Source organism: Halomonas sp. HAL1, assembly GCF_030544485.1.
Lineage (GTDB): Bacteria > Pseudomonadota > Gammaproteobacteria > Pseudomonadales > Halomonadaceae > Vreelandella > Vreelandella arctica.
The window spans coordinates 657434-676018 of record NZ_CP130610.1; the positions used below are offsets into that span (position 1 = coordinate 657434).

Genomic DNA, 18585 nt, shown 5'->3' on the forward strand with positions numbered 1-18585 from the left:
TTAATGGATAAGCTGATGTCCGCCAGCCTTAACAGCTGGTTACGTTTCAAGCATCTGCAATTGCTTGTGAATCTCGAGCAGAGCCGTAACATGCACGCGGCCGCTAGACAGATGAATCTCAGTCAACCTGCGGCGAGCAAGATGTTGCGCGACCTGGAGGCCTACTTCGGATTTTCGATCTTCGAGCGTCAGCCTCGCGCCATGGTTACGACCGACCTCGGTAAAGCTGTGGTAAGGCATGCGGAACGCCTTTTGAACGACGTTCAACGACTGGTCGATGACGTTCAGGTCTTGCGAGAAGGGGGATACGGTCATCTTGTGATCGGCGCGATACCTGCCGCAGCTCCCGAAATTCTGCCCGCTGCTATCGCCGCCCTTAAAAAGCGGCGACCAAGGCTCTCGGTGAGTATTGACGAACAGAGCAGCGATCGCCTGCTCCTAGCGCTCGAGTACAAGCGGCTTGATCTGGTCATCGGCCGTTTAACACATGTCAGTCAACACAATCTTTTCGACTTCGAGCCACTCCTTGAAGAACCGTTGCGTGTCGTCGCTCGTCGGGGACATCCTCTCGCAACTGCCGATGGTGTGACACTAGATGGACTGAGCGGCTGGCCATGGATTCTGCATCCGCTGGCCAGCCCTATGCGAGGCATATTCGAGGAAGCCTTGGCTGACGCAGGGATTCCTTCACCTGTGAACACCATCGAGACCACCTCGACCCAGTCCATTCTGCAATTGTTACTGGCCTCCGACATGCTGGCCATATTGCCTCGCTCGGTATTACACCGGCCGCTGGCCAGCGGTCAGTACGTCACGTTATCTATTACCGTCGGCAAACCCCTGGATTACTACGGCATCATTACCCGCAAGCATGAACCTCTTTCTCCGGCAACAGCCGAGTTGATCGTCGAGTTGAGGCAGCAAGTCGAGTTGGCAACTACTCGTTGACGTACGTTATGGAGAACGCTTACTGGCGCCGGGGCTCATTTTCGTGTTTGGTCGGTTAGAATGCTGACAAGCTCGGGCATCGTCGAGTGGGCATGACCCGAGGACTCAGCATCGTCCAGCACTTGGTAAATTCCTGCAGCCGCGCCCTTTGCGGCACCGGTATCGTTCGCCATGGCTAGGTAGTAGCCCATATCCTTGTGTGCGTTAGCGATACTGAAGCGGAACCCGCTGTCATCCCGCGAAAGAATATACGGACGCAGCCGCTCTAATACGGTACCTGCGCCACCACCATGTGCCAGGACGTCGATCAAAACCTCTGCTTCGATGCTGCCTTGTTCCGCACAGGCCGCCGCTTCCGCCAATACCGTGGAAAAGCCGACCGAGACGAAGTTATGCAGCAACTTCAGTTTATGACCCGAGCCCACCGGTCCGGCATGAGTGATATTTTCCGCATAACTTTGTAACAGGGGGAGTTGGGCTTCGAAGAGCTCACGGTCGCCCCCGACGATCAGGTTGAGCCGGCCCTCGGCGGCTTCCTTGGGTGTGCGAGTCATCGGGGCATCTAGGAAACGGCCCCCCGCTGCTTCCACGGCCTCGGCGATCCGTAGGGTGGAGCTGGGTATCGCGGTCGAACAATCGATGACAACTGTACCCGAGCGAAGGCCCTCCAAAACGCCACCGTCACTGAACAACACTTCTTCCACCTGGGGCGTGCCGGTAACACAGAGGATGATGATGTCGGAGTGGGAAGCGAGAGCCGCCCCAGTGGGATAGGCGGTCGCACCCTTGGCGATCAGATCCTCGACCGGTTGGTTGCCGGGATGTTCCAGGAAGCTCAGGGGCCAGTCATTGCGTTGAAGGCTACTGGCAATTCCGTGCCCCATTAAACCGACGCCGATCATGCCGACCCGTTGTTGCTTGCTGCTCATATGTGATGTCCTTTGTTGTTTGGTCGGTCGGGATTCAAAGACCACCCATGCAGAGATATTTGATTTCGATATAGTCATCGATGCCGTACTTAGAACCCTCGCGGCCAATGCCGGACTCCTTGACCCCGCCGAAAGGAGCCAGCTCGCTGGAGATGATGCCTTCGTTGATGCCCACGATGCCACACTCTAAGGCTTCCGCGACGCGCCAGACGCGTCCCACGTCACGGGTGTAGAAGTAGCTGGCCAATCCCAGCGAGGTGTCGTTGGCTTGGCGAATCACATCGTTTTCATCACTGAACCGCAACAGCGGGGCCACCGGGCCGAAGGTTTCGTCGTGCATAAGCAGGGAATCGGGTGAGACATTGGTCAGGATCGTCGGCTGAAAGAAGTTACCCTGCAACGCGTGGCGTTGCCCGCCTAGATGAACGCTAGCTCCCTTGGCCTTAGCATCCTCGATATGTTGCTCGACCTTTTCGACGGCCGCTGGGTTGATCAAGGGCCCCAGAGCGACGCCCTCCTCGAGGCCATTACCAACCTTTTGCGCGCTGACGGCAGTGGCCAGCCGGTCGGCAAAGTCTTCATAGACCTTGTCGTGGACGAAAATCCTATTCGCGCAAACGCAGGTCTGGCCGGTATTGCGAAACTTGGACGCCATGACTCCTGCAACCGCCTGGTCAAGGTCAGCATCCTCAAAAATGATGAAGGGCGCATTGCCGCCCAGTTCCATCGAGACCTTTTTGACGGTTTTCGCACACTGGCCGAGCAATATTTTGCCGACCTCTGTGGAGCCGGTGAAGGAGAGCTTACGTACTCGCGGGTTGGCGGTAAGCTCGCCGCCCACGACGCTCGCACTCCCCGTCACCACATTCAATACACCCTGAGGAACCCCTGCTCGCTCGGCAAGTTCGGCCAATGCCAAGGCCGAATAGGGTGTGCTGGAGGCAGGCTTGACGACCACGCTGCACCCCGCCGCCATGGCCGCAGCGGCTTTGCGAGTGATCATGGCGTTGGGGAAGTTCCAGGGGGTAATGGCGGCCACCACGCCGACGGGCTCCTTGGTGACGACGATGCGACGATCATTGGCATGGGCCGGGATGACGTCGCCATATACCCGCTTAGCTTCTTCACCAAACCATTCGATAAAGGAGGCGCCGTAGGCGATTTCACCCCTGGCCTCCTGGAGTGGCTTGCCCTGTTCGAGAGTCAGTATCTGTGCCAGATCCTCTTGATGCTCCATACATAGATCGAACCACTTTCGCAGGATCGAGGCGCGCTGCTTGGCTGTCTTGGCTTTCCATAAAGGGAAGGCGCGATCAGCGGCATCGATGGCCGCGCTAACCTCGTCCTTGCTTAGCTTTGGCACAGTCCCCAATCGTTCATTGGTGGCTGGGTTGGTGACTTCAATGGCAGCCTGTGCTTCGGCATCCGTCCAGCGACCATCGATATAGCAATGCTGCCGAAATAGAGCAGAATCATTCAGCTTCATTTTATTTTCCTATAGGAGAGTGTGCATAAATCAGAAAAAAGCTCAGGTCACGTGTAAGTAAGGGTGCGGCTTTTCCCCGAGCTGGATAGATTCTTAATGTGCATTATGAATTCAATTCAATATATTATACTTTCGTCGTGAGTATGCCTGGCGCGAATTAGGAAGAGCAGGAGTGAGTCGTAGTTGGGATGCTTTGTGACCTCTTTTCCCATGCTTGACGCAGTTGCCATAACGATTTTCTTATGGCTTTCGCTTGATGGTTAGGGGCGCATCGAGGGCTCAGAAGGTGTGTCGTCGACTAAAGTCTACGTTGAAAGAATGAATTATGAGTTCAAAATGATAAAGCCTAGGTAGTATAAGGTATGCGAGGTACGCGGCTTTCCTTTGCGAGCCGAGGCGGGCTGTTAGCGAGCTTTCATACTACGGGTTCATCCATATTCGAGGATGAGGGCGTCGAGTCAGTTTGTTGCAGTCGTGAAATATGACGGAAAAGCCACAACAACAATTTGGGTGAAAACATGACCATAGTGAAACAGCTTGGCAAGGTCGCGCTTTCAGGTGCGGTTGGTATCACGCTTATCAGCGGTAGTGCGAACGCTTGGGAACCCGAGCGTAACGTGGAGTTTGTCGTTCCCTATAGTGCCGGTGGCGGTAGTGACATCAATGCTCGCATGTTGGTGGAGACGTTTCGGCAGAGCGGTCTTGTCGACGAAACCATTCTGGTCAACAACCGGCCCGGCGGCTCTGGCGCTGTCGGTAATAGCTATACCTATAACAAGGGCGACGACAACCACACCATCATGACCTTCAATGGAGGTCAGATGATGAGTATGGTGACCAATGACGCCAATGTTCAACTGGAAGACTTGACCCCCCTCGGCACGCTCGCACTTGATACGCTCCTTCTGGGCGTTGCCGCTGATAGCGATGTCGAAAGCCTCGACGACCTCATCAAAAAGGCAGAAGAAGACTCCGATAGTATCGCAATTGGCGGTGCTGGCCGTGGGGGAGAAGATCATCTTGCTTTCGCCATGATCAATTCTAGCCTGGGCACGGATTTCCAGTACGTACCCTTCGGTGGCACGGGTGAAGTGACGTCCGCCTTGCTGGGTGGTCATATCGATGCTGCTGTATACAAGCTTGGGTCGCGAATGGATCCGACTCAGGTGCGTAGTCTTGCAGCGCTTTCTGATGAGAGGCTTGAAGCGCCTTACGATGATGTTCCTACCTTTGCTGAACTTGGTTATCCCGATACCCAGTTGATGATTTTCCGTGGCTATGCGGGCCCTCCTGAAATGTCAGATGAAGCGGTAGCTTACTGGGAAGGCGTTCTGGAAAAGGCGTCTGAGAGCGAGCAGTGGAATTCCGATTATATCGAGAAGAACAACCTGATCGGCACCTTCATGGGAGCCGAGGAGAGCGCCGAGTTCTATAGCTCAGAGAAAGCCCGCTATACGGAGAAGTTCAAGGAGGTCGGCATCATCGAGTAATGTCTTTGGTGGCCATAGGCGGTTTTGACTGCCTGTGGCCGTCCATGGCGTTCATGCATTCTGTTAAAGCTCTTGGGTACTTTAGGCTTTCATGGAAGTTAGGAGAGAAATGAGTATGGAAGTAGAGCGATCTTCTGAGAGAGAAAGCCTTTCCTGGCTGCCGGCTTTAGTCACCATCGGAATCGTGATAATGGGGCTTTTCTGGGCAGCGTTTGGCATTTTCAAATACGGTATCTGGGTAAATAATGGACCTGGAGGCGGCTTTTTTGCAGCGGTAGCAGGTATCGGTGCTGCTTCACTTGGCATTTATGAATTCTTTTTCTCTCCTGTTAGTGCAAAACCTATTGGAGGGAGAAGCCTATGGCCAGCGGCTGCAATGGCTTTGGCGATACTGTGTATTCCTTTGCTTGGCATGGTTCTTTCCATGTCACTCTTTATCTTATTGTGGATTCTGCTAGTCGAGAAGAAGTCCTGGAAGCAATCGATTTTTACTGGTGTTGGCGCAGGGGTGGCGCTGTATTTACTGTTTGGCCTATGGCTGAAGGTTCCCTTTCCTCAAGGCATGTTCCTTGAAATGTTACAATAATAAGGTAAGTCTCATATGGATATCCTTCAATCCCTGATGTCGGGTTTCGCGACGTCGCTGACTTTCTCAAACATACTCGCTGCTCTTGTCGGGGCAGGCTTAGGTATCGTGATCGGCGCGATTCCGGGCCTTGGCTCCGTAACTGGCGTTGCCTTGTTGTTGCCACTGACGTTTCAGATGGACCCTATCACCGGCATTATTATGCTGGGTGCCGTATATTACGGTTGCATGTATGGGGGGTCCTACAGTGCCATCATGCTCAATATACCTGGTGATGCACCGGCTGTCGTAACTGCCCTGGATGGTTACCCGCTTTCGAAAAAGGGGCAAGCTGGTAAGGCACTATTTACAGCTAACATTGCCTCTTTCATTGGCGGAACCATTGGTATTGTCATGTTGACGTTCATGGGAGCCGCGTTGGCAAAGATAGGGTTATTGTTTGGCCCGGCGGAAGTCGCAGCACTGGTGGTTCTTGCGTTGTGCTCCATTGGCTGGTTGTTGGGAGATAGTCCCAAGAAGGGCCTGATTTCTACGTTCATAGGCATCATGCTTTCGATGGTAGGTATTGGTTTGGCTTTTGGTCAGCCAAGATTTACTTTTGATTCGATGTATTTGCTGAATGGTGTTTCTTTCATTCCATTGGTCATCGGTATGTTTGGCTTCAGCCAGGTTCTGGAAATGATGGTCAACAGAGTAGATGCCGCCGGTTTGATGACAAAGCTATCTCTTCGCGAAAGCTTATTGGACCGTAGTGAATTGCGGAGCATCATTCCCACCTCCCTTCGCTCGGGCGTGCTAGGTAATCTAGTGGGTATTCTGCCAGGCGCAGGGGCCACGACCGGGTCTTTCTTGGCTTACGTGCTTGAAAAGAAAGTCGGCCGGCACGGTGCTGAGATGGGAACGGGTAGAATCGAAGGGGTTGCAGCTTCCGAAGCAGGAAACAATGCGGCTGCCGCAGGCTCTTTCGCTCCCCTGCTTTCCTTGGGTATTCCGGGCTCTGGGACAGCCGCCGTGCTGCTGGGCGGTTTGATGATGTGGGGAGTGCAGCCAGGCCCGATGCTGTTCCAAAATAGCCCTGATTTCGTCTGGGGGCTGATCTCATCCATGTACCTAGGCAATGTCATGGCGGTACTCGCAGCACTCGCCATTATTCCTTTCCTTGTTAAGCTGTTACGCGTTCCTCCAGCATTCATGATACCGGTCATTGCTGTGGTCTGTGTAGTGGGTTCCTATAGCGTCAACAATAGTATGTTCGATGTGTGGTTCATGCTGGGGGCGGGCGTGATCGCCTTTTTCATGAATGTCGCCAAGTATCCGGTAGCGCCCCTGTTATTGGCATTTGTATTGACGCCCAGGTTGGAAACAAGCCTGCGACAGGCCCTGGATATTTCGCGTGGTGATCCGTCGATCTTCTTTGGCAGCCCGATTGCGACAACTCTTTTGTCCATTACCCTGCTTTTTTTCTTATATCCCTTAATAGCAAAACTGGCCAGGGCATTGGTAAAGAAGCGGCAGCTGGCAAAGTAGCACCTAGGCGCATTCACACTGCTACAGCTTGATGTATTTCCTTGGTGAGGCAACAAGGCCTCACCAAGGGAGGGGTAACTTTTCCGCTTTGTAGATATGGCGAAGGTGCTGGCAAGATTTTCGTCTCTTCGAACATGTCCCCGTAAGTCAGACACATCTCTTTGTTCATTCCCTCTTCATCGATGGTGGCCACGTCACGGGCCACTACCAGACGTGTCTTCGATATGTTTTGTCACGCCGTCGAGTGCTTGAACGCTCGTCGTAAGGTGGCTGTGTTTTTTAATCATAATTCTCTGGAATATAAGAAATTGTCTTTACGTTTTCACGTAACTCTAGACAAAAGTCGATATTGAAAAAATGAATTATGAGTTCATTATTACATTTAGGTGGATACGATAAGTCTCTGAGTTGAGTACTTGTCATCCAGCAATCAAGTAACAGAGAAACAAAAATAAGGAGTGTGGGTGATGAGTTCGACGGATGAGCTGTTGTACGAAAGAGAAGGACGCGTTGCCTGGCTGTCTTTCAACCGCCCCCAGGTTCGTAATGCCATGACCTGGGGAATGTATGACTCGCTCGAGCGTCTCTGTCTCGAATTAAATGAAGACCCCGAGATTGATGTCGTGGTACTGCGTGGAACTGGTGGTGAAGCTTTTGTGGCGGGTACTGATATTAAGCAGTTCAGCTCTTTTTCCCAGGCACAGGACGCCCTGGATTACGAGAGACGTATCGATAGGGTAATGGCAACCCTGGAGTCGCTTTCAAAGCCCACGATTGCTCTGATCGAGGGGTACTGTATCGGGGGTGGCGCGGTCATCGCCATGGCTTGCGATTTTCGCTACTGCACGCCAGACCTCAAATTCGGCGTTCCTATTGCCAAGACTCTGGGTAACTGCGTTTCGATGAATAATGTGTCTCGTCTAGTAGATCTGGCCGGGCCTGCAAGAGCCAAGGAAGTCCTGATGCTAGCCAGTATCCTAAAGGCTGATGAGGCGAAACAGGCAGGTCTGGTGACTGCTGTTATCGACCAGAAGGACATTGAAAGCGAAGTCAGGCGGGTCATCGAAAAGCTTCAGAGCTTCGCACCCTTGACGATTCGTTCTTCCAAGGAGGCCATCAGACGCTTCCAGAAGTATCACTCTCCTGAAGATGGCCAGGATGAGGACCTTATAGCACTTTGTTATACGAGTCAGGATTTTCATGGCGCTGTCGAGGCGTTTATCAATAAGACGTCGCACACTTGGCGCGGTAGATAACTCCCCTATTGAATTAAGAGGTATTGAAGCATGCTTCCCTTGACTAACATGAAAGTTCTGGATATTTCCCAGATCATGGCCGGTCCTTACTGCACCATGGTGCTAGGTGACATGGGTGCTGAGGTCATCAAGGTCGAGAAAAACGGCGGTGATGATAGTAGGCAAATGGGACCTTATATCAATGAAGAGTCCACCTGTTTCGCTCAGATCAACCGTAACAAGAAGAGTATCTCGTTGAACCTGAAGGAGGAGGAGGGACGCGAGCTGTTCTATCGTCTAGCCGAGACCGCAGACGTCATTGTCGAAAACTATCGTCCTGGTGTCGCCAAGTCACTCAAGGTCGATTACGAGACCATCAAGGCATTCAATCCGGGCATCATCTACTGCTCCATTTCTGGTTATGGTCAGACGGGCCCCTATAGTCACAAGGGCGGTTTCGACCTAGTGGCTCAAGGTATGTCGGGCCTGATGTCCATGACCGGGGAGCCAGGGCGTCGTCCATTGAAGACCGGTATCGCCGTCTACGATATCGGTGCTGGCATCACCGCGACCTACTCGATTCTCGCCGCCTATATCCACAAGATGAACACCGGCGAAGGGCAGTTGGTTGATGTCTCCATCGCCGAGTGTGGGCTACCCTGGTTTACCTGGGAGGCGGCTGCATACTTCGCCGAGGGCACTATCCCCGAGCCAACTGGCTGGCGTCATCGAGTATCAGCACCGTATCAGGCAATCAAGGTCAGAGATGGCTACATCATGCTGGGTTGTGCCAATCAGCGTACCTGGGAGCGTCTGTGCCATGAGGTGATTCATCGACCGGATCTGGTCGAGGAACCACGTTTTGCGACCAATTATCAGCGCGGTCAGAACGTTGAAGCTTTGGAAACGATACTAGAAGAGATCTTCGTGACGCGTGACAAGCATGTATGGCTGGATGCTTGTGATAAGGCTGGGGTGCCAGCGGGTCCGATCAATAACTTTGCCCAGGCCATGGAAGATCCTCACTATCAAGAGCGTGGCATGATCCAAGAGATGGAGCACCCAGTCATCGGCACGATGAAGACAATAGGATTTCCCGGGAAGCTTTCGCGGACTCCTGCGCAGATTCGTCGACCAGCCCCGCTCTACGCTCAGCACACCGATGAAGTCCTTGATCAGTTGGGCATCGACAAGTCTCGCTGCGATGCGCTCCGGGAGCGTGGCGTCATTATGTAATCATAATTCACGCTCAGCTTAGTGGGATGGTTGTTACCATGAAAGTACTATTTATACGCCGGTAACGCCATTGCCACGGTGAAAAGTGACGATGCGCTGAAAGTGATCACTATTCGTACCACCGGCTTTGATGCCGTCGGCACCAGCGGCATTGCCGACAAGCTGGGCGCCTCCATTGGCGCCTCCCGTACGGCGGTCGACGCCGGTTTCGTACCCAACGACATGCAGGTCGGCCAGACCGGCAAAATCGTCGCGCCGGACCTGTCCATTGCCGTGGGTATCTCTGGGGCCATTCAGCACCTAGCGGGCATGAAAGATTCCAAAGTCATCGTCGCGATTAACAAGGACGACGAAGCGACTATCTTCCAGGTGGCCGACTATGGCTCGGTGGGGGATCTGTTCGAGCTCCTGCCAGAGCTGGAAAGCAAGTTGCCACAACTGTGAGTTAATAAAATAACCCAATGGTAGATTTGTCCCGTCACGATGGCTGTGGCGGCAAAAATACACTTATTTGAGTGTTCCAATCCAGGGCCGCCGCCTCCAAACCGGGATTTGCGGAACTTGGCCGCAGGGTAGCGGGCCTGAACGTACCCACGCTGGTGGTACAGGAGGGCGGTTACTACCTGGAAGGGCCGGAAGCAAATGCAGTGAGTTTCTTTGAGGGGCTGCTAACCAATAGGTAATGAGTAAGACAAGCCATCAAGGTGTCTGGCAAAATGGCTGTTTTCAGCGATCAGCAAAACGATCCGGATCGTCATTAAGAACGTCATTGAAATAGTCATTGAAAGGACACGGCATGGCCCACCTGCTACGTATCGTGATGATTCACGGCCACCTGGAAGGGGTGGTGGAACTGAGTGTGGACGGTCACACCAATATTTGCGGCACCAACGCCTCCGGTAAAACCACGCTACAGCGGCTGGTGCCGGTGTTCTACGGCGAATTACCCAACAAGGTCGTGCCCAAAACGCGCATGAAGTTCGACGCGTTTTACCTGCCCCACCGCAACAGCTACCTGGTGTACGAATACCGCCGCGAAGCGGGCAACATCTGCCAAGCGGTGCTCACGCGTAAACAAGAAGGCGGGGTGGAGTACCGCTTCGTCGGCGCGCCCTACCAGCCGGAAGACTATCTGGTCGAGAGCGACGCGGGCGTGGCAGCGTTAGACTACACCCAGTGGGCCAGCGGCCTGCGGCGCAACGGCACGCCCGTTTCTCCTAAACTGGGCGCGACCTCTGAATTTCGCTCTGTGATCCAAAACGACTTTACCCAACTGCACGGCAACAGCCGCGACGGCCTCAAGCTGCGCCAGATCGCCGCGCAGTTCAGTCTGGTGAAACCAGAGCGGCGCATCCGCCATATCGAAAAGCTGGTCTCGGCGGTGCATGCCAAAGAGGGCAAGATGGATACCCTCAAAACCATGCTGGCGGCGATTTTCGAAGAGGATGGCGTTGAGCTGCCGGTGACCCGGATTCGCAACACCAAGGCGCGGGAGTGGATTGCCCAGATGCGCCAATCCATGCGCCTGGAACCGCTGCAGGCCTCACTCGCCCGGCTCGCCGGTATCGACCGTGAACTCGCCGACCTGGATGCCACGCTGTGGCAACTAAAGCCCCAACTGGAAGATGACCGTCAGCGGGCCGAACGCCAAATGGCCGATCTGGATGCCGAGCTTGCTCGACACCAGCGCGAATTCCAGCAGCGAGAGAGCGACTATAGTGAGGCGCGGGATAAGCTAAACGACCGCCATAGCGAAGTGGTCAGCGATTTACAGCAGACCCAGCGCCGCCTCAACGACCTGCAAACCCAGTACGAGCAATACGCCGAGGCGGATATGCCTGCCTTGGAGCGCGACATCAACGCGCTGCCCCAGTGGCGGAATCAGTACGAAGAGCTAAAGAAACATTTGCAGCTTCTTCAGGATAAGTTCAAGGAAAGCCAAGCCCGCCTGGATGGTCGACTGCGCGAGCTTTCCGAAGCCTTGGCCCGCCAGACCCGTGAATCCCAGGAACTGATCGACGCTCTGGTCGAAGAGAAAGCCCTGCGCCGGGAGCAGCAGTGGGAGTCCGAACAGCAGCTTAACGAACGCTATCAGCAGGAGCGTCAACGCCTGGAGGGCGAGTATCAGGCGCAGCTGGAACTCGGCGTTGAACAGCTAGCCGAACTAAAAGCCCAGCTCTCGCTCTCGACCCAGACCGCCGAAGAGGCTTCCGAGGCGGAGCTTGCCCAGGCGCGCCTGGATCAGGCCCAGCAGGAGCGCAACGCATCGGCCGCTACCATGGATGGCCTGCGCCGCGAGTTTGAAAGCCGCAAACGCGAACGCGACAGTGCCGAACAGCAGCTGGTGCAGCTTCGCCAGCAGTTGGAACGCGCCGAGCAGCGCTGCTACGCGCTCTATCAGCAGCGCGACCCGGAGCAGGGCAGCCTGCGCCACTTCCTGCGCTACCATCGCCCTGGTTGGGAGCAGCAGCTAGGCAAGGTGATTGCGCCGGAGTTGCTGGAGCGGCGTGACCTCGCCCCTCAGCTGGCGGAAGGCGCAAGCGATGACTTGTTCGGGCTGGCGCTGGATCTTTCTGCCATTGCTTTGCCGGATTACGCTCAGGATGAAGCCAGCCTGCTGGCGGCCATCGAAGAAGCCGATAGCGCCAAACGCCGGGTACAAACGGAGAGCCAAGCCGCCGAGAAAGCGCTCAAACAACATAACGAGCGGGTGCAGCAGGCCGATGAAGCCCAAGACCAGGGCCGCATGGCCCACAAGCGCGGCGAGCAGGAAGTCGAGTTTGCGATAGAGGCCCGCCGCCAGCAGCAGGAGCGCCACACCAAGCGCCAGCAGGAGCGTCGCACTGCCCATCAAACTGCGTTAGCCAGCCAGGAGCAGGCACAAAAGGAGCTGCGGGAAGAGAAGCAGCAGGCGCTCGCCGCCCTTAGCGAGACCCATCAAAGCCAACTGCTGGAGCTAAAAGCCGACGGCCAGAGCCAGGTGGATAGCCTGGATGCCCAACTGCGCCAGTATAAGCAGCAGCTGAGCGACGCCAATGCCGAACACAAACGCCAGCGCGCGGAACTGGAAGAGGCCTTTAGCCAGGAACTGGCCGAGCAGGGCGTCGACCCCGCCAAGCTAAAAGATACCAAGGAGCGGCTGGCAAGCCAGGATGAACGCATCCGCGTCACTGCCGCCCGTCAGGAGGAACTGACCGAGTACACCCGCTTTATGCGCGTTGAGTGGGGGCAGCATAAACCGCAGCTGGTCGCCCAGGAGGCCGAGCTGGAGCAGGCGGAGCAAAAGCTGCAGCGTGATAAAGAGCATTTGAAAAACGATTTTCAGGCCGCGCGCAAAACCCACCAAAGCACGGTCAGCACGCTGAAAACCCAACGGGAGAGCGAATACGCCTGTCTGGAAGCCTTGAAGCCACTACTTACCCAACTGGAAAGCCTGGCCATTGAACCCGACGGCCAAGCGCCGAGTGCACCACTGGGCGATGTGGACGAGCGCATTGAGCGCGCCCGCCAGGCATTGGGCAATCGCCACCAGCTCATCGAGCAACTGCGCCGTGGCTGCCTGGAGGTGGAAAGCCAACTGATCAAGGACGCCAGCAGCGGCTTCGCCGAAGCGCTGGAGAGCGAGCGTAGCAAGCTACAAAGCGACAACCCACGCCTACAGCTGCCGCTACTGCGCGACATGCTTAAACTGCTCGAAGACCAACAGCAGCAGTTGATTCAGGAAGGCCGCAACCTGAGCGACGACCTGGATAAGTTCTTCACCGTATTCCGGGATTTGAACCGCCGCATCAGTGCCCAGAGCCGTCGCCTCTCTGAAGAAGTTGCCGATGACCTGCGCCTGGAAGGCATCACCAAGGCCGAAGTGCGCATCCAGTCCACCATCGATGAGCTGGGCTTCTGGGAGCCGCTGAAGCTGTTCGCCCAGCGCTATAAAGAGTGGCGGGAATCCGGCCAGACGCTACCCAGCGACGACTACCTCAACGCCCTGGCGGACGTGGTCGATTTACTGCGCAGCGACCAGCAGTACAGCTTCGAAAGCCTGCTGCGCCTGGAACTGCACCTGAACGAAGGCGGCACCGATCTGGTAATCAAAAACGACCGCCAGCTGCTGGAGTCCTCCAGCCACGGCATGGCGTATCTGATTCTTTGCAAGTTCCTACTCGCCTTTACCCGCCTGCTGCGCGGCGATGCGGACATCGCCATCCACTGGCCCATTGATGAGATCGGTACCCTGGCGTACCACAACGTGGAAAAACTGTTCGACGCCTGCGACAGCAACCACATTCATATCGTCGGCGCCTTCCCCAACCCCGAGTCCGATGTGCTGCTGCTGTTCGCAAACCGCTACCTGATCGATCGCGATGAGGCCAACCCCAACAAGCGGGTGTTAAAACGCATCGAGCCACGGCTAAGCCGTCTGGCCGAACGGCTCCAGGAACGCCAGCAGGAGGTGACGGTATGATCGAACATGGCCCACTGCTTGAGCGCCTGCTGGCCGGGGAGTTTGTCTGCCCGATCAGCGATGAGAGCGGCTATCGTCATCTCACCAATGAAGAAACCCGGGAGGAGATCGACACCTACCTGCGGCCGCTTAACCGGCGGCTGGCCAGTAATGAAGATGGCAGCGTCTATTTTCTCGCCTGGCGTCAGCTCAATGACAACGCCCGGGATCAGCTCTCCCGCCAGCTCGGCGATACGCTCAACAGTCTGCTGCCGCTGCTGGAGTGGCTGCAACTGGTTCAAGAGGCCCTGGGCCGGGATACCCTGGCCGCTCCCGGCGACGTACTCAAACCCGCCGAATTCAGCGCCAAGTGCGAAGACAACCAGAGCCTGCGCGAACGCCTGGAGCGCCTGGCCACCGACAGCTTTTTCGGCTCCCAAAGCGACCAGCTCGATGCCCAGGTAAAGCAGGTCTTCAAGCGCCTGAAAGAGCACGGCTACCTGCTTCAGCCCCATTCAGAGCGGCAGGCGTTCGTGGTCACCGGCAAGATCGACTACCTGGTGGATCTGGTGCGCTTTATTCGCGATGAAGAGAACCTGCCCATTGAAGAGGGCAGCGAAGAAGGCTCCGGTTCCCAGGAGGCCCTGTTGTGAGCATGGGGTCTAACGGAGAACACGCCCTGGAAAGCCGCCTGCTCAAAACCGGCAGCGAACGGCTGGCGCTGCTCGGTAAGCACGCCGATGTACTGATGCAGGCCTACACCCGCGATGAAGTGCCGCTGGAATCGCTCAGCGACAGCGCGCTGCGTAAGCTACTGGCGGCGCGCATTCTATGGCGTCCGGATGAGCAGAGCGGCGTGAAGCTGGCGCCCAAGGTGCGCGAACTGATCGCCGAGATGCTCGCCGACGAGACCCGCCGCCATGTGAATGCGGATGTAGCGGAAACCCTGGAACTGATTCGTGCGCTAGTTCACAGCTACCGGGAGGCGCGCAGCCGCGGGGAGCACTGGCGGCTGGAGCAGCAGCTAATGCGCCTGCGCCAGGAAGTTGACGACCTGAACGGGCGCTTCGCCGATGCCATCGACAGCTTATGGCAGCGGCTCAATAGCGATTTTGGCTTTGTCAGCCAGCTCAACGACAAGATTCGCGAAAACGACCGCGCCCAGAAACAGATCGCTAGGCTGCTGGATGGCCTGGCGCTGATCGACTTCGACGAGTTGATCGAGCTGGTAGGTAGCGACGGCGGCCTGCGCAAACTGTTGATCAGCCAGCTTCAGCAACAGTTGAGCCACCACTACACCAGCCTGCGCGAAGTGCAGCGCCGCTTGATCGAACTGATGGCGCGCTTTCGCAAGCAGCAGGCGCGTAGCCGCCTGATCAGCGGCATGGCCGCCTTTATGCGCGAACACCCCGGCTTTGTGCCGGGCAACTACGCCCGGCGCAGCGAAGTGCCAGGGCTGGTCAATCAGGCCGCACCGCTAAGCGCCGCCGCCGCCCCGGCGCTGGATCGCAACCTGGAGTGCCGTTTACTCGCCGAGCTGCTGCACCAGCTCCCCCAACCGCGCCACACCACGCAAACCGTTGAAGCCGCGGCCCCAGCCCAAGCCCAGGAAAGCAGCCTAGCCGCCGCCCGCCAGCAGGCGCTTAAGCAGGATGTGGAGCACTTCTATTTGAGCGTGATCGACCAGCCACAGGCAGAGCCGGTCAGCGCCCTTGCGTACCTGCACGCAAGCCCGCTGGAGTGGCCGGATGAGATCTGGCTTTTCCAGGTGATTTCCGAATACCAGGGCCTGCCGCGCAGCGACCAGAAGGCGTTTCGGCTCAAACAGCAGGAGAGCCAGGCGAGCCAATTCAATCACCTGCGCCTGATCCACGATGTAGAGCTGCAGCTGGCCGTATGAACCTACCCAGCCGCGCACGCAATGGCCTTAACGGTGTGGCCCGCGAACTTCTCCGCCAGCCCGCGGTGGAAAAGCCGCGCCGCCAGTGGGTAGACGACGTAGTGGCCTGGTGCCACCAGCACGACATTGACCTGGCCACGCGAATCAACAGTAAAGCGCTGCGCTTTGACGCCGCATTGCTGGCGCAAATCAATGACGTATTAGAGAGCGCCCGCATCGCGCCGCTAGGCCGCTCACTCAGCGGGCTGAACAGCAGCGCCCAAGCGAAAGAGGGCGTAGAAGAAGACAAAGCAACACGAGAAAGCCCCCGTGCGCGGCGGGTACTCGTCAGCTTTCCGCCACAGCCAACAACCGGGCTTACCAACGAGCCCCGCGCCGTTCGCGATGTGGATGTGCTGGGGTTGAAGCTAAGCGCGTTCAGCGCTCTAATCCAGGTCGAAAACCTGGATAGCTTCTATGAGTTTTCGCCGGAACAGCCAGCGCTAAGCGGCTACGCAAACCCGCTGGTCGTCTACCGCGGCGACAGCCACTACGGCGGCGGCTTTGCGTTACTGGCTAATGCTTGGCACAAAACCAGACGAACACATATTTACGCCGGTGACTTCGATGTTAAAGGCGTTACGCTAGCGCTCGACAGCAACGCCACTCACATGCTTCTGCCCAACATCGAGTGGCTTACCCAAAACGCCACACCGTTGCATGTGCCTGCTGAACAGTTTCCTTATCAGCGCAGGCTACGCAAACACCTTGCTGCGCTACCATCTGCCCATCCATTGCGAGACTACCTAACGTTGTTGTTGGAAAAGCAGCGGGGGCTAAAGCAGCAGTGGTTTGGTGGGGTTGTAGTTTGTGTAGAGCTTAGTTAGAAGCCTCAAGACCATCACCCATCAAATAGGCGGTAAATCTTTCGCCCTCAAAGCGGTTATATTAGGCGCTACTTTCAATAGCGAAAATATGAAAAATCTGCATTAAGTAACTGATTTTATAAAAAAATAAATGTTTTAGTGAGCCGTTTTATTTGGCAGAGCAAAACGAATCGATCCACGACTTTCGATTATGTTTCCAATATTTTCTTTGCCTCGCAGCGAATCAATGGGATAGAGTCGATTCAGATGATTACATGACCACAATGAATGCGCTGATACCTTTATTAAGGTTATGCAGCTTACCGTATAATCACTGTTAAGCGCTTTAATAAAGATTGGAGTAAGATTAATGGATTGGAAATTTTCTCTTCCAACTCAATGCCCACCGAAAGAAGCCAGAAATGATGACATTGAACTATATAGGCTAATCAAAAATTCTCCACCTAATCCTGAGGATTTTGTACCACTAGCTTATGAGTTAAAGACTCCACATCAGGAGTTTGAAGATGAATTCTTGAAGTGTTGCTCCCATGGGCTATCTGTTTTCAAGAGTATAGATGGAGCAATTAAATGGAGAAGAAAATATAAAAAGAAATTTAAAAATCATAAGATATCAAAGGGTGTGGTAACTCGTGAGGATGGAATGATTCTTGAAACATTTAAAAATCCTCACGTAACATGGTGGGTTTCTACAGACCAGCCTGAAAGAGAGTTTGTTGAGGTATAGAGCATGTCGCAGCATAGCTATTTGAACATTGAGATTAAGAAACTCAAGCCATGGGAAGTGTTTGATTTTTTTGAAGGTCCAAGGTTTTACAGCTGCAAAAATCAAACGGGCCAGATTTATCTTGTTCATTGGGTTGACGAAATAAATTATTGTGATGTTTGGCTGTACTCAAAAGTTAGCTTTGAGAAATACTGTGCCCTTAAAAATAAGAAAATCGACATTCGTTCATGCTTTGAGAATCCAGAAGAAGGGTTTTCATATCTAGTTTCTGTCGCATCATGCAATGAGTTCAATATTAACCTGATTAAACCAGAAGAGTATGACTCAGAATGGTTGCCTGATGATGGTGAGTTCTTAGACTACGATACTCCATCAACGTCTCTTCCTACTAAAATTGTTGATGTACAAGAGGCTGCAGTGGCTAATTCAAGACAAGTTTTGGATTTGGCATTTAGTAAAAAGCACCAAACATATGAAATTGCATCCGAGACGTTAGGTAAAATTCTTACCTCAGTACAAAACTTTATATATTCGTCCGCTTGCCCCAATGATTTAGATGTTCGGAGGGTTCCAGAACATGTCAAAGATGAAAATATGCTGATGGTATCTGGACTGTTTGCAAGTTCTTTTGGCGTTAGGCTTCAAAGTAAAAATAGTGATTTGTTTTCCGGTTCGCACCAAAATAATAATCTACAACGTTTCATGGAACTGCTTGCTACTACAGAAGAAAGTGATCAAGTACTGAAAGAAGTTAAAAACTACAATTTACTGTCACGAGCTAGATATAAGGCTGTACTTCAAGAGTTAGTTACAGCCGAGCTCTCAGTGAAAGCCGAATGGTCTGACCCGTATGGTAATTCTAAAATTTCAAGAATCTCCTATCATCAAATAAAAGAATCATTGAGGAAACTCGAAGAAGGTGAGTCGAGCAATACTCAAATAGTGAAATATAAAGATATAAAGCTTGTGGGCGTAGACATTGAAAATGATTTCTTTGCAGTCGTAAAAAATGATGGTGAATTGTTGAAAGGAAAGCTCGATAAATCGCTGGAATCCTATCAGTTTAATGTTCCAAGCATAATCAACGTAAAAATAGAAGAAACATGCAAAATTAATCCAGTAACAGATAAAGAAAAATGGTCCTATAAGCTCATCGAAATAAATTAGTCGACACTTAGCAAGTAAGCTTTGGTGACACCTTTGTCTCAGCTGAT

At 54.2% G+C, this 18585-nt stretch carries 14 protein-coding genes and 1 pseudogene; 13 read left to right on the plus strand and 2 right to left on the minus strand.

Going from position 1 to position 18585, the window contains the following annotated elements; translation table 11 throughout:
• Positions 1 to 3 precede the first annotated feature (3 nt).
• Positions 4 to 948, plus strand: a complete 945-nt coding sequence (locus Q3Y66_RS03150; RefSeq protein WP_008959721.1) for a LysR family transcriptional regulator — start codon at positions 4 to 6, stop codon at positions 946 to 948.
• Positions 949 to 983: 35 nt separating this feature from the next.
• Here Q3Y66_RS03150 and Q3Y66_RS03155 read toward each other — a convergent pair whose 3' ends face one another.
• Positions 984 to 1955: an NAD(P)-dependent oxidoreductase gene (locus Q3Y66_RS03155; RefSeq protein WP_337998528.1), complete on the minus strand. Its 972-nt coding sequence runs from the start codon at positions 1953 to 1955 to the stop codon at positions 984 to 986.
• Complete coding sequence (locus Q3Y66_RS03160; RefSeq protein ID WP_008959719.1) at positions 1912 to 3363, minus strand: NAD-dependent succinate-semialdehyde dehydrogenase; 1452 nt, start codon at positions 3361 to 3363, stop codon at positions 1912 to 1914. The genes Q3Y66_RS03155 and Q3Y66_RS03160 overlap by 44 nt, the downstream gene beginning before the upstream one ends.
• Positions 3364 to 3881: 518 nt before the next feature.
• On the opposite strand from Q3Y66_RS03160, the gene Q3Y66_RS03165 reads away from it, so the two are divergent.
• The 12 genes and pseudogenes from Q3Y66_RS03165 to Q3Y66_RS03220 all read left to right on the plus strand — a co-directional run bounded on the left by Q3Y66_RS03165 (position 3882) and on the right by Q3Y66_RS03220 (position 18538).
• A complete protein-coding gene (locus Q3Y66_RS03165) occupies positions 3882 to 4853 on the plus strand; it encodes a tripartite tricarboxylate transporter substrate binding protein (protein ID WP_008959718.1) in 972 nt (323 codons plus the stop codon).
• A gap of 109 nt (positions 4854 to 4962) precedes the next feature.
• The gene (locus Q3Y66_RS03170; RefSeq protein ID WP_238528598.1) at positions 4963 to 5439 is read left to right on the plus strand and encodes a tripartite tricarboxylate transporter TctB family protein; all 477 of its coding nucleotides are present in this window, start codon (positions 4963 to 4965) and stop codon (positions 5437 to 5439) included.
• 15 nt (positions 5440 to 5454) lie between these two features.
• Positions 5455 to 6966: a tripartite tricarboxylate transporter permease gene (locus Q3Y66_RS03175; RefSeq protein WP_008959716.1), complete on the plus strand. Its 1512-nt coding sequence runs from the start codon at positions 5455 to 5457 to the stop codon at positions 6964 to 6966.
• A 467-nt stretch (positions 6967 to 7433) separates the two neighbouring features.
• Positions 7434 to 8222, plus strand: coding sequence for an enoyl-CoA hydratase/isomerase family protein (locus tag Q3Y66_RS03180; protein WP_008959715.1), 789 nt, complete (start codon positions 7434 to 7436; stop codon positions 8220 to 8222).
• Positions 8223 to 8252: 30 nt separating this feature from the next.
• Positions 8253 to 9437, plus strand: a complete 1185-nt coding sequence (locus Q3Y66_RS03185) for a CaiB/BaiF CoA-transferase family protein (RefSeq protein WP_008959714.1) — start codon at positions 8253 to 8255, stop codon at positions 9435 to 9437.
• A 51-nt stretch (positions 9438 to 9488) separates the two neighbouring features.
• A pseudogene (locus tag Q3Y66_RS03190) lies at positions 9489 to 9881 on the plus strand (FAD-binding protein); the annotation flags it as partial.
• A gap of 352 nt (positions 9882 to 10233) precedes the next feature.
• Complete coding sequence (locus Q3Y66_RS03195) at positions 10234 to 13899, plus strand: ATP-binding protein (RefSeq protein WP_008959712.1); 3666 nt, start codon at positions 10234 to 10236, stop codon at positions 13897 to 13899.
• Positions 13896 to 14531: a hypothetical protein gene (locus Q3Y66_RS03200; RefSeq protein ID WP_008959711.1), complete on the plus strand. Its 636-nt coding sequence runs from the start codon at positions 13896 to 13898 to the stop codon at positions 14529 to 14531. Before Q3Y66_RS03195 ends, Q3Y66_RS03200 begins: the two co-directional genes overlap by 4 nt.
• 2 nt (positions 14532 to 14533) lie before the next feature.
• The gene (locus Q3Y66_RS03205) at positions 14534 to 15778 is read left to right on the plus strand and encodes a hypothetical protein (protein ID WP_035587439.1); all 1245 of its coding nucleotides are present in this window, start codon (positions 14534 to 14536) and stop codon (positions 15776 to 15778) included.
• Positions 15775 to 16644, plus strand: coding sequence for a hypothetical protein (locus tag Q3Y66_RS03210; protein WP_008959709.1), 870 nt, complete (start codon positions 15775 to 15777; stop codon positions 16642 to 16644). The genes Q3Y66_RS03205 and Q3Y66_RS03210 overlap by 4 nt, the downstream gene beginning before the upstream one ends.
• A gap of 349 nt (positions 16645 to 16993) precedes the next feature.
• Positions 16994 to 17371, plus strand: coding sequence for a hypothetical protein (locus Q3Y66_RS03215; RefSeq protein WP_008959708.1), 378 nt, complete (start codon positions 16994 to 16996; stop codon positions 17369 to 17371).
• 3 nt (positions 17372 to 17374) lie between these two features.
• Positions 17375 to 18538: a DUF6575 domain-containing protein gene (locus Q3Y66_RS03220; protein ID WP_008959707.1), complete on the plus strand. Its 1164-nt coding sequence runs from the start codon at positions 17375 to 17377 to the stop codon at positions 18536 to 18538.
• Positions 18539 to 18585: the final 47 nt, after the last annotated feature.